This window comes from Staphylococcus sp. MI 10-1553, assembly GCF_010365305.1.
Taxonomy (GTDB): Bacteria; Bacillota; Bacilli; order Staphylococcales; family Staphylococcaceae; genus Staphylococcus.
Map to the genome: position 1 here is coordinate 622,611 of NZ_CP048279.1, position 13,126 is coordinate 635,736.

10 protein-coding genes are annotated in these 13,126 nt (G+C 38.8%); 9 read left to right on the top strand and 1 reads right to left on the bottom strand.

Annotated features, from left to right (window positions below; all coding sequences use genetic code 11):
* The first annotated feature begins 219 nt into the window (after nt 1-219).
* The 3 genes from srtA (at nt 220) to GZH82_RS02705 (ending at nt 2,670) form a co-directional block, all read left to right on the top strand.
* Nucleotides 220-816, top strand: a complete 597-nt coding sequence (gene srtA / locus GZH82_RS02695) for a class A sortase SrtA (protein WP_162681194.1) — start codon at nt 220-222, stop codon at nt 814-816.
* Nucleotides 817-986: 170 nt separating this feature from the next.
* A complete protein-coding gene (locus GZH82_RS02700; protein ID WP_162681195.1) occupies nt 987-2,132 on the top strand; it encodes a glycerate kinase family protein in 1,146 nt (381 codons plus the stop codon).
* Between the two features lie 4 nt (nt 2,133-2,136).
* The gene (locus GZH82_RS02705) at nt 2,137-2,670 is read left to right on the top strand and encodes a hypothetical protein (protein ID WP_162681196.1); all 534 of its coding nucleotides are present in this window, start codon (nt 2,137-2,139) and stop codon (nt 2,668-2,670) included.
* Nucleotides 2,671-2,741: 71 nt separating this feature from the next.
* Here GZH82_RS02705 and scdA read toward each other — a convergent pair whose 3' ends face one another.
* Nucleotides 2,742-3,416, bottom strand: coding sequence for an iron-sulfur cluster repair di-iron protein ScdA (gene scdA, locus GZH82_RS02710; RefSeq protein ID WP_162681197.1), 675 nt, complete (start codon nt 3,414-3,416; stop codon nt 2,742-2,744).
* Between the two features lie 545 nt (nt 3,417-3,961).
* Here scdA and GZH82_RS02715 point away from each other — a divergent pair.
* From GZH82_RS02715 to opp4A, 6 genes are all read left to right on the top strand, one after another.
* Nucleotides 3,962-5,041, top strand: a complete 1,080-nt coding sequence (locus tag GZH82_RS02715) for a Glu/Leu/Phe/Val family dehydrogenase (RefSeq protein ID WP_162681198.1) — start codon at nt 3,962-3,964, stop codon at nt 5,039-5,041.
* Nucleotides 5,042-5,358: 317 nt separating this feature from the next.
* Nucleotides 5,359-6,429, top strand: coding sequence for a PTS sugar transporter subunit IIC (locus tag GZH82_RS02720; RefSeq protein WP_162681199.1), 1,071 nt, complete (start codon nt 5,359-5,361; stop codon nt 6,427-6,429).
* Nucleotides 6,430-6,747: 318 nt separating this feature from the next.
* Entirely contained in the window at nt 6,748-8,997 is a 2,250-nt protein-coding gene (gene pflB, locus GZH82_RS02725; protein ID WP_162681200.1) for a formate C-acetyltransferase, read from the top strand.
* A gap of 65 nt (nt 8,998-9,062) precedes the next feature.
* Nucleotides 9,063-9,824: a pyruvate formate-lyase-activating protein gene (pflA, locus tag GZH82_RS02730; protein ID WP_162681201.1), complete on the top strand. Its 762-nt coding sequence runs from the start codon at nt 9,063-9,065 to the stop codon at nt 9,822-9,824.
* 533 nt (nt 9,825-10,357) lie between these two features.
* Nucleotides 10,358-11,017 (top strand): SDR family oxidoreductase, encoded by a 660-nt coding sequence (locus GZH82_RS02735; protein ID WP_162681202.1) that lies wholly within the window; start codon nt 10,358-10,360, stop codon nt 11,015-11,017.
* Nucleotides 11,018-11,317: 300 nt separating this feature from the next.
* Complete coding sequence (gene opp4A, locus GZH82_RS02740; protein ID WP_162681203.1) at nt 11,318-13,042, top strand: oligopeptide ABC transporter substrate-binding protein; 1,725 nt, start codon at nt 11,318-11,320, stop codon at nt 13,040-13,042.
* Nucleotides 13,043-13,126: the final 84 nt, after the last annotated feature.

Consider the following 13,126-nt stretch of genomic DNA (forward strand, 5'->3'; position numbering starts at 1 on the left):
AAGGGCAAGTTTATGAAATCAAGAAAAGCAATAGCATCAAATTTTTATGTCCAATTCATCCTCAATTTTAGACTATTTTATAATCATTGATGGATAGTAAATCTATGAGTAGGAAAGAGGCTAGGAAACGTAATCTCCAGCCCCTTCCTTTTTTATTTTCAATTTACGCTTGAGGGGATATAATAAGAGGCATAAAATCATCGTGAAAGAGGTCAGTTGATGCAAAAATTAACACGTGGGTTGGTTCCGCTTATCGGTATCGCATTGATTTTAGCAGGCATATATTTAATTTTTAAACCTAAAATTGATGCATATTTGACGAATAAAGAAAATGAACAAAAAATTGAAGCGTATGAAGAAAGTCAACAACAAGCACAATCAAAACGACCCGAAATTCCGAAAGACCCGTCGAAAGTCGTTGGTGTATTAGAAGTGCCGTCAGTTGATATTAAAGAAGCTGTGTACCCTGGTCCAGCGACACCTGAACAATTGGAGCGTGGTGTCAGTTTGGTGGAAAAGGATGAGTCACTCAAAGACCAAAATATCGCTATTGCCGGACATACGAATTATAGTTTGAATTATCAATTTACAGAGTTACACAAAGCGAAAAAGGGCGCAGAAGTGACTTTTAAAGTGGGCAAAGAAACGCGCAAATATCGAATTACGTCGATTAAAGATGTCGACCCGTATCAAGTTGAAGTGTTAGATGAGATGAAGAAAGACAAAGACCAACTTACACTCATTACTTGTGATGATTACGATGAGAAAACAGGTCAGTGGCTTACACGTAAAATTTATGTTGCAGAACGTGTGTAGTCGTCAAATGTATATTTTAACTAAAAGGTGATGTCATATCGCATGTGCGAGGCATGGCCTTTTTTAATTGGACATGTCAGTGATGGTGTTGCATGTGGTTTCGTGTTTTATTGAATTCTCATCTGTAGCGCTGTAATATGAGAAGTACTAAAGTTAAGGGAGGACCACTGATGCATATACTCATTGCACCTGACTCATTTAAAGAATCCATGACCGCCATGCAAGCTGCAGAAGCGATTGAACAAGGTTGGCGTGACGTTACGGGTGATACGACAACGTTTCATAAAATTCCTATGGCAGATGGTGGAGAGGGTACGACCCAATCTCTTCACGATGCACTACGAGGTGAGTGGCGAACGATTCCGGTTCAAGATCCATTAGGTCGTCTTATTTCAGCGACGTACAGCCTTGCGAATGAAGGGCAGACCGCGATCATTGAAATGGCGGAAGCTTCTGGATTAGATTTAGTTACGCCAAATGAACGAAATCCACGCATCACTTCTACTTATGGTACGGGACAATTGTTGTTGGATGCGCTCGACCAAGGCGTTTCACATATCATTTTAGGGATTGGCGGCAGTGCGACGAATGATGGAGGTGTTGGGTTACTCCAAGCGATAGGGGTCCAACTTTTAGATGCAAATGGCCAGCCGATTTCTCGAGGCGGTCAAGGTTTAGCACAATTAAATCAAATCGACATGTCGCAAATAGATGCAAGATTTCAAAATGTGCAACTGGAAATTGCTTGTGATGTCGATAATCCATTGCTCGGTCCGAATGGGGCAACTGCGGTTTATAGTAAGCAAAAGGGTGCAAGTCAAGCGGATCAAGTGATATTAGAAGCCGCTTTGTCACGCTTTCATACTGTGATTGAACGAGATTTAAAGCGACAGGTGGCTGATATTCCAGGTGCGGGTGCTGCGGGTGGATTAGGTGCAGGCTTGTTGGCATGTCTTCCGGTCGACTTAAAACGGGGTATTGACATTGTGTGCTCAGTGACGCATTTTGACCAGCATGTGAAACGCGCAGACCTTGTCATTACTGGGGAAGGTGCTATTGATGGACAAACAGTGTACGGCAAAACACCAGTGGGCGTCGCTAAAGTAGCTAAAAAGTATAGAAAACCTGTCATCGCGGTCGCTGGCAAATTGGGTGCAGGGTATGAAGCGGTTGAAAAACATGGTATTGATGCTGTATACAGTATGTCAACAGGACCGATGTCATTAGAACAAGCGATCAATGAAGGACCTGTGCACTTAAAACAGTGGGCGCGCCATATGGCAAAGTTTTATCAACTGATGAGAGAGAAGAGGTAAACCGATGCAAAAATTTCATTACAAAGAACATTTTTGGGATGTTACGAAAAAAATCATGACTGTATTCAATGACAAAGACGAACCCGTATATCAATTGAAGTTAGGACGTGGTCAACAACGGTTCAAGTTATCATTGCTTTTCAATTACTTTTGGCAAGAGTATGAAATTGAAGATGGCGAAAACCATTTGTATTTAACGCGGGATAAAGGTTGGTTTAGTTGGTTGTTACCGACATGGCAAGTGTATCAAACTGAGCAGTATATGGGGCGTTTCCGTGCAAGTTATCTTTTGCCGACGCGCTTTTACTATGATACAGCGGATGGCAACCGTTTTAAGTTTAAATTCCACTTTTTTACATACAATGCTGAAGTGCGGGATGAATCGGAGCGTGATGTGATGTCTGTCAATGCGTCGATTTTTAAGTTGAAGCCTGAATATCGTATTGAAATTCGTGAAAGTATTACCCATCCAGCGCTGTTTATTTTACTCTTCCAAGCAGGACAAGAATTCATTTCAATCGCAAGAAAAAGTCACTGAAACGATGGATATCTCAGTGACGCGTGATTCAAATAGGTTGATGATGCCTTCATATGTGATTGAGGGGGTCATCAACCTATTATTTTAGGAAAGAGCACGTGGTTTTCTAAGTGGACATGCGCATGTGTTTCTCGTTCTAAATGTGCAATCCGGTCGTAAACCAGTCGCCAAGTGCCACATGCTTCAGCTGGAGGTTGAAAATCATGAGTCAATTCACGCATCTGTTGAAGTAATGCCCCTGCACCATCATGATCATCGACGAGCGATTGAACGACGGCATCTATATCTTCAACAGCTTCACCATTTGCGGCACGAACCAATTTAGGAAAAGCATTTTGGTCTTCTTCATCTGTATGTGTCAACATAGCTGATTTAAATGCATCAAATGTTGACTTTAATGTCACTAAATTCGGATGGTTTGGGCCATGCACGCGTGAGAGTTTTGTGACATAGGGTGTCAGTTGTTTGAACTCTTCTTTTAATGTGTCGTGATAGCGTGCTTGAATATACTGAATTAAAGAAGGAACAGATAAATATTGCGGTTGCATTCCTTCACCTTGTTGTTGACTCGCATTTTCTAATTCCTGAAGAAGTGGTGTAAGCGACAACTTAGGATGGTTTGAAACAGCTTCTTCAAGAGAGATTTGTCCACCACAGCAAAAATCGATGCCATGTTTGCGGAAAACGTCAGCTGTTTTAGGATAGTGTGTGACGATATCAGCAACTTTATCTTGGGTAGCGATCATACTATAACTTCCTTTCGTTTTTGAATACATTCATTATATTGATAATGTGAAAAAATGAACATTAGGGAAAAGGATGAGTTTAATTCGAAAAAAGGATATATTTGACATTATTATCTCCTTAGTTCAAAAATTTTAGAATTACAAATAACGGTAAATTGCATAGACGGACTTTTTACAGACATGTCAGCTAAATGAAAGTTGATATTTGAACGTGCCAAGAGCGATTATTAATGCAATTGGACAAGTCTGTGTGTTTAACTCTATGTATGGAAAACAAGCATCGCTACATAAATTTTGATTTTAAAAATATCTCAAAAAGCAAATATGTAATGATACAAAAATTTTTGAATGTGCTATAATATAGAATTGGAACCGCTTACACCATTATGTTGCATTTGCTAAAGGGGTCAAAAAATAGCAAATATGATATATTGGATAATGTGGGGTGGGACGGATATCTCACTTAATTTAATAGATAAGACGTTCCATTCTGATATTATGTGGTTTCATCGACGGGAAATGTGAAACACAAAGGAGGAATGGCAATGATTTTCGAAAAGATGGCACAAGCTGATTACGAGCAGTTAGTTTTTTGCCACGACGAAACAACAGGTTTAAAAGCAATTATTTGTATTCATGACACAACTTTAGGTCCAGCATTAGGGGGCTGTCGCTTCTGGAATTACGAAAGTGAAGAAGATGCGATTGTCGACGTGATGCGCTTAGCTAAAGGGATGACATATAAAAATGCAGCTGCCGGCCTTAATTTAGGTGGCGCAAAAACTGTTGTATTAGGTGATCCAAAAACAGATAAATCTGAAGCATTCTTTAGAGCACTCGGTCGCTACATTAATAGTTTAGATGGCCGTTATATTACTGCCGAAGATGTAGGAACAACGGTAGAAGATATGGATTTCATTCGTTTAGAAACACCATATGTCACAGGTGTCAGTGAGTCTTACGGTTCAAGTGGTAACCCAAGTCCGATGACGGCATTAGGTGTTTATTATGCGATGAAGCGTACAGCGAAAGAAGCATTTGGCTCAGACAGTTTAGACGGGAAAACTATAGCTGTACAAGGTGTAGGTAACGTAGCATATCATATGTGTAAATACTTACATGAAGAAGGCGCGAAACTGATTGTGACTGACATCAATGAAGAAGCCGTACAACGTGCAGTGAACGACTTTAATGCAGAAGCGGTAGGAATTAACGATATCTATCAAGTTGACGCTGACATTTTTGCACCATGTGCACTGGGTGGTATTTTAAATGATAAAACGATTCCAGAGCTTAAAGTGAAAATGGTTTGCGGTAGTGCCAACAATCAATTGCTAGAAGAAGACAAGCATGGTCAAATGTTAGAAGAACGCGGCATTATTTATGCGCCTGACTTTGTTGCTAACAGTGGCGGTGTCATCAATGTAGCAGACGAGTTGTACGGTCAATATCATCGTGAACGTGCTGAAAAGAAAGTGAAAAACATTTACGAGCAAATGGACAAAATTTTCACGATCGCAAAAGAAGAAGGTATTTTACCATTACAAGCAGCAGAACATCTTGCAGAATCACGAATTGATACGATGATGCGTGTACATAGTAAATATTCAGCAACTCAAAAATAATCATAAAATCATAGGAAGAGGCAGGGGGAACTTTATTGTGTCCTTGCCTCTTCTTTTTGCGTAAACATGAATTATGTATAGGATAAACGACAAATCAAATTGATATAAAGTGGAATGAATTAAGTCGCATTAAATTGCGAATATTTGAAAAAATAGTATTGCTAAATCATCTTCGTTCGGTTACGCTATCACTATTGTGGTACGAAGCGCATTTGAAGGGGACAGAAAAAGTGGAAAAGTAGAATGAACGACGTACCTCTAAAACCATTTGAAGTTCATTGATTCAAATGTAATTCAACAGTGAGGTGGAAAAGGAAATGGAAGCAGCAGAGCAGAGAATGACATTTAAAACATTTATGTTCAAAGTATTAAATGGTTTAGCCATCGCAATTATTGCTGGGCTTATTCCGAATGCAGTGTTAGGTGGATTGTTTAAATATTTAAGTCAATACGCCGATATTTTTGCAACGATGAATCAAGTTGTCTTAGGGGTACAATTTGCGCTACCGATTATGGTCGGTGTCCTCATCGCGTTACAATTCAATTTAAATCCAATGGCAACAGCTTTGGTTGGTGCAGCAGCATTTGTGGGTTCAGGGGCCGCTAAAGTGACGCCAGCAGGTTGGCAATTGGTCGGTATTGGTGATTTAATCAATACGATGATTACGGCATCTATTGCAGTGCTGATTGTATTATGGCTAGGCCATCGCTTAGGAAGTTTGAACGTGATTTTATTACCGATTATCGTAGGCGGTGGCGCTGGGCTGATTGGTTTGTGGACATTACCTTATGTCAGCAAAATTACGTTAGCTATCGGTAGTTTAGTGAATACATTTATGACATTGCAGCCCGTGTTGATGGGGATTTTGATTGCAGTCTTATTTTCATTCATTATTGTTTCTCCGATTTCAACAATCGGCGTCGGTTTAGCGATTGGTATTTCAGGTTTAGCAGCAGGATCAGCAGCTATTGGTGTTGCCGTTGCAGCTATCGTTCTTTTCATCGGTACATTACGTGTGAATAAAATTGGTGTACCTATTGCGATTTTATTAGGTGGAATGAAAATGATGATTCCTAACATGATTCGCCATCCTATTTTACTATTACCAATCGGCATTACAGCAGCCGTGACAGGTGCGGCAGGTGCATTGTTCGATATTTCAGGTGTGAAAGAAACAGCGGGGTTTGGCATTGTTGGTTTAGTCGGTCCAATTAAAGCTTTAGAATTAATGGACGGCAATGGTATGACCAACTTACTGATTGTCCTTGCAGTATTTTTCGTCATTCCTTTAGTTGTCGGCTTTATTGTCGATTACATTTTATGGAAAGTTTTAAAATTGTATGATTCTGAAATTTATCGTTTTACTGCAACAGAAGATAATAAATAAAAGCATTGAAAGTGTCATTTTGTTGAAAGATACAAAGTGGCGCTTTTTAATTTTGCGTCTTTAAATATGGATTCAATCGCAGAAAGCACAGTTATTCACGCCTTTATATTGACCAATCAAGTTATCTAAAAATGTATAAAAATAGTTACGCAATAAAAAAGTTCTTTTTAAAATTTTTATAGATTGTGACAAATTATTATACAAAATAAAGCGAAATCTTGACATTTTATAAAACGCTTCCAATTTTAAGTGATTATATTCACAATTGTTGTTATACTTATTGTGAAATGATGAACAAACCTAATTGGAGGTAAGCGCATGATTAAAGACACTCAAGTAAAACATAATGCATGGGAAGGTTTTAAAACTGGACGTTGGATACGCAATGTAGACGTCCGTGAATTTATACAATTGAACTTTACAGGTTATCAAGGAGACGACAGTTTCTTAGCCGGTTCAACTGAAGCAACAAAGAAATTGTGGGATCAAGTAATGGCATTATCAAAAGAAGAGCGTGAACGTGGTGGTATTTGGGATATGGATACAAAAGTGCCATCAACAATCTTATCCCATGATGCAGGTTACTTGGATGAATCATTAGAACAAATTGTCGGTGTGCAAACAGACAAACCATTCAAACGTTCGATGCAACCATTTGGCGGTATCCGTATGGCAAAAGCAGCATGTGAAGCGTACGGTTATGAATTAGATAAAGAAACAGAACACATTTTTACAGAGTATCGTAAAACACATAACCAAGGTGTATTCGATGCGTATTCAAAAGAAATGTTAGCTTGTCGTAAAGCAGGGATTATTACAGGTTTACCAGATGCTTATGGACGTGGCCGTATTATTGGGGACTATCGGCGTGTCGCATTATACGGTATTGATTTCTTAATGGCAGAAAAGCAAAAAGACTTCAATGACTTATCATCAACAATGACTGAAGACGTGATTCGTTTACGCGAAGAAGTGTCAGAGCAATATCGTTCATTAAACGAATTAAAACAACTCGGTGAACGTTACGGATTTGATTTAAGTCGCCCAGCTGAAAACTTTAAAGAAGCGGTGCAATGGCTCTACCTTGCTTACCTTGCAGCGATTAAAGAACAAAACGGTGCAGCAATGAGTTTAGGACGTACTTCAACTTTCCTTGATATTTATGCTGAACGTGACTTAGAAGCAGGTACGATGACTGAAACTGAAGTACAAGAAATCATTGACCACTTCATCATGAAATTACGTTTAGTGAAATTTGCGCGTACACCTGATTACAATGCATTATTCTCAGGTGATCCGACTTGGGTAACGGAATCTATCGGTGGTGTCGGTATTGACGGCCGCCCAATGGTAACGAAAAACTCATTCCGTTTCTTACATTCACTCGACAACTTAGGACCAGCACCAGAACCAAACTTGACAGTATTATGGTCAACTCGTTTACCTGAAAACTTCAAACGCTACTGTACGAAAATGAGTATTAAAACAAGCTCAATTCAGTACGAAAATGATGATTTAATGCGTGAAAGCTACGGTGACGATTACGGTATTGCATGTTGTGTATCTGCTATGCGTATCGGTAAACAAATGCAATTCTTCGGTGCACGTGCCAATTTAGCGAAGACATTATTGTATGCGATTAATGGTGGTAAAGATGAAAAATCAGGTGCTCAAGTTGCACCAAACTTCGCACCAATTCAATCTGAAATTTTAGATTATGATGAAGTGTACCGCCAATTTGATGAAATGATGGAATGGTTAGCAGGCGTTTACGTCAACTCATTAAATATCATTCACTATATGCATGATAAATACAGCTACGAACGTATCGAAATGGCACTGCATGATACAGATGTGCACCGTACGATGGCGACAGGTATTGCAGGCTTATCAGTTGCAGCGGACTCACTTTCTGCCATTAAATACGGTCAAGTTCGCACAATTCGCGATGAAAATGGTCTCGTAGTTGACTTTGAAACAACAGGCGACTATCCAAAATATGGTAACAACGATCCACGTGTAGATGATATCGCAGTGCAATTAGTTGAAAGCTTTATGAGAAAACTACGCAAACATCAAACATACCGTGACTCTGAACATACGATGAGTGTATTGACAATCACGTCAAATGTTGTTTACGGTAAGAAAACAGGTAACACACCAGATGGACGTAAAGCAGGCGAACCATTTGCGCCAGGTGCGAACCCTATGCACGGCAGAGATGATCATGGTGCACTAGCTTCATTATCATCAGTGTCAAAATTACCTTATGATTGCTGTAAAGACGGTATTTCTAACACATTCAGTATCGTACCTAAATCATTAGGTAAAGAAGAAGCAACACAAGAACAAAACTTAGTGAGCATTTTAGATGGCTACGCATTACAACATGGTCATCACTTGAACATCAATGTCTTTAACAGAGAAACATTACTTGATGCAATGGAACACCCAGAAGAATATCCACAATTAACAGTGCGTGTTTCTGGATATGCTGTAAACTTCATTAAATTAACACGCGAACAACAATTAGACGTTATTTCTCGTACATTCCACGAAACTATGTAACGACTATGCAATAGGTGTCACACTGATTGTGACAGATTTTAAGAGAACGTAAATGGGGGAGTACAATGATTACAGGACACATTCATTCAATAGAAAGCTTAGGTACAGTCGATGGCCCAGGCTTACGCTACATTATCTTTACACAAGGTTGCTTATTACGATGCTTATATTGTCATAATCCAGACACATGGAAGATTAATGAGCCATCTCGATCAGCAACACCAGATGAACTTGTGACTGAAATCACACCGTACCTCCCATACTTTCAGGCATCAGGAGGGGGCGTAACCATCAGTGGTGGCGAGCCTCTCTTGCAAATGCCGTTTATCGAAGCATTGTTTGAAAAGCTTCACGCACAAGGGATTCATACGTGTATCGATACCTCACTTGGCTGTGCAAACGATACGGAAGCTTTTAAGAAACATTTCGATCAAGTGTTAGCACATACAGACTTATTGATGGTCGACATTAAGCATATTGATAATGAAAAGCATCAACAATTAACTGGAAAACCCAATACTCATATACTCAAATATATTCAATATTTATCAGATAAAGGCCAACCGATATGGATTCGTCATGTGCTCGTACCAGGTCTCACCGACGCCCCCGAAGACTTGAAAGCACTTGGCACATTTATCAACCCACTTGGCAATGTTGAGAAATTTGAAATTTTACCTTATCATCAACTCGGTGTGCATAAATGGGAGGCCTTAGGTGTACCGTATGCGTTGAATGATGTTGAACCCCCGACAGATGAAGATGTAGAACGTGCATACGGATATGTGAATTTTACAGGCGTGACTCCTCTTACGCCTGTACGCTAAATATTGGTTTTGTAAGAATGACATGATTTTATTTTGCCTATGAATCAACTTTTTGACTTTAAATGATATTGAAGAGATGGCTGGGATGCAATGTGATGTTGTGTCTCAGCTTCTTTGTGTTCGTTTCTATGTAATCTCCCCTAATATTGATTGCATAACTATCGCTCGCTTTCCGAGTGGCTGATACTTCAACTCAATTCGTCTTGTTTGAAGTCTACATATGATAGAAGTTGAATTGGATTTTCGGGAGCAGTACAGAAATCTCATGTATAACAAAGATTTCGTAGTACTGCTCCATAATCAATGCGCATCACTTTGCATTCTTTTTGTGGATGGGTCGATAGAAAGTGACTAAAGATAGAAACATAAGAAGTTGTGGACATCAATGACATTGCATCGAGTCTTTAAGCAGCGATTCAAAGTGAAAATGGCGGTAGTTAAAGTGTGGCAAACAACTATATGGTGTTTTGAAAGTGGGATAAAGGGAAATACAACTATTAATCACGTATGAAATAGAAAGAGGAGGATGTCGAATGACACGAACATTAATTTTAGGTGCTAACGGTGGCGTAGGACAACATCTTGTGAAACAAATGCATGCACAAGGTGAAGATTTTACTGCGGCTGTGAGAAAAGAGGAACAACAGCAAGCGTTAGCATCACAAGGTATTTCTGCAACATTGATTGATTTAGAAACGGCAACGATTGACGATTTAACAGACGCCTTTCGATCTTATGATCAAGTCATTTTTTCAGTCGGCTCTGGTGGTAGCACAGGTGCAGATCAAACGATTATTGTAGATTTAGATGGTGCAGTCAAAGCGATTAAAGCAAGTGAAGCGGCTAACATTGAGCACTTCATTATGGTGTCTACGTATGACTCTCGTCGCGAAGCATTTGACGCAAGCGGTGACTTAAAGCCATATACGATTGCGAAACATTACGCAGATGACTATTTAAGACATAGCCGATTAACCGCGACTATTGTGCATCCGGGTGCATTGACAAATGATCAAGGAACAGGAAAAGTGAACGTTGCTGAATTGTTTGAACAACCAGATGTACGCCAAATTCCACGCGAAGATGTCGCTGCAGTCTTGTATGAAGTGGCTACAAATGCGGATCATCGTGGTAAAGAATTCCAAGTGCTGACAGGTGACACAGCAATTGCAACAGCACTGTCATCTCTATAAAGTAACGACAGACACATCAATCAATATGACAAGATACGTGCGGAGACTTAAAAAATAAAAGTCTTATCACGTATCTTTTTTTATGTCTTTTACCTTGTCGTCATATCTAAGTGATTTTCCTAATACTGCCAGTTCTTCCTTAAAAAAGATACAAGATGTTCCGACAACAAAAATAAAAAATACACTTGTAATTCTAATTTTATGTAAAACTAAGTTTGTTAGTAAATTTAGTTGTTGACAAAGTATTCGGAAAAATATAATAATTAAGTAAATGAGAATTTAACTGAAGGAGGAACATGAATGAAGAAAACTTGGCGTTATGCATGGATATTATTGTTGTGTGTCACTCTTGTTTTATCGGCATGTGGAAAAAATAACTCACAAACTTCGAGTAATGATAGCAGCAAAACCGAAAAAAGTAATGCGAAAGGCGGTACTTTAAATGTAGGTGTTGCTTCAGCACCAGAAGGGAACTTTCAAGAAATTTTTGCTAGTTCGGTAACAGATTCTGATGTAGTAGGGTATTTTAATGATGGTCTCGTAGAATTGGATGATCACTTGAATCTAAAGCCGAAAATTTTATCTTGGGAAAAAAGTAAAGATGACGACTTAAAGTATACGTTTAAAGTGAAAAAAGGTATTAAATGGCAAGATGGTAATCCGTTCACAATTAATGACTGGATTTTCACTTTAGAAACAATTGCGGACCCTGAATACACTGGTCCACGATATAGTGGTGCAGCAGTCATTAAAGGGGCAGAAGAAAAACATAAAGGTGAAGCGAAAACAATTAGTGGTCTTAAAAAGATTGATGATTATACAGCTGAATTGACTTTTAAAGAAGAGAAAGCGAACAACTTAATGGTGTTATGGACGTCATCAGTCGTGAGTGAAAAAATCTTCAAAGACATTCCAGTGAAAGATATGGCAAAATCTGATGCGGTACGTAAACATCCGATCGGTATCGGACCATTTATCGTGAAAAACATTGTCGATGGTGAATCTGTAGAGCTTGTGAAAAACAAAGACTACTGGCAAGGTGAACCAAACATCGATAAAGTGAATTTACGTGTGATTGAACAAACAGCATTAGCACAAGCGCTTGAAAAAGGTGAAGTCGATATAGCTGATGTTACTGGAGCAATTGCTAAAGAGATTAAAGACGATAAAGCTGAAAATGTGAAAATTTTAGAAGCACCATCAACAGTTTATGGAATTATTGGTTTCATATTAAATGATTACGATAAAAAAGCTGAAAAAATTGGTGCACCACGTCCTAAATATCAAGACAAACGCTTACGTCAAGCGATGGCATACGCAATCAACCGTAAAGAATGGATTGACGCTTTCTTCTATGGTTATGCGAAACCACTGTACGGTTTAATTCCTTCTGAACATTGGAGCGGTGCGAAAAAAGGTGAAGTAAAAGAATATGACTATAATGTCGAAAAAGCGAAAAAGTTATTAGACGAAGCAGGTTATAAAGATAAAGACGGCGATGGTTTCCGTGAAGACCCGAAAGGTAAACCATTTGTAGTAACATTAAAACATTATTCAGGTACGAATCCAACATTCGAACCACGTACAGCAGCACTTAAAGGTTATTGGGAAAAAGTCGGTCTTAAAACGAAAGTTGAAATGGAAGAGTTCGGAAAATATGGAGAAGATTTAGAAAATGCGTCGAAAGATATTGAAGTTTACTTCCGTAGTTGGCAACAAGGTTCAGACCCTGATCCATCAGATTTATACAGATCTACAGCATTATGGAATGAATCACGTTACAACAATCCGAAAGCTGACAAATTGTTAGACGAAGCCGTAGATAGCAAAATTGTAGGCGATGATAACGATAAACGCCGTAAGAAATATATTGAATGGCAAAAAATTATGGCTGATGATGTACCGGTAATACCGATATTTGAATCAATTAGCACGATAGCTGTTAGCAACAAAGTGAAAAACTATGAAGTATCATTGAAAGGTGCAAACCCAATTTATCAATGGTCAGTTGAAGATAAAAAATAATAGCACATATAATGGAGAAAGGGAATGATGACGCACTGTCTCTTCCCTTTTTCTTAATTTACATATAAAAGTGTAAGGTAAGTG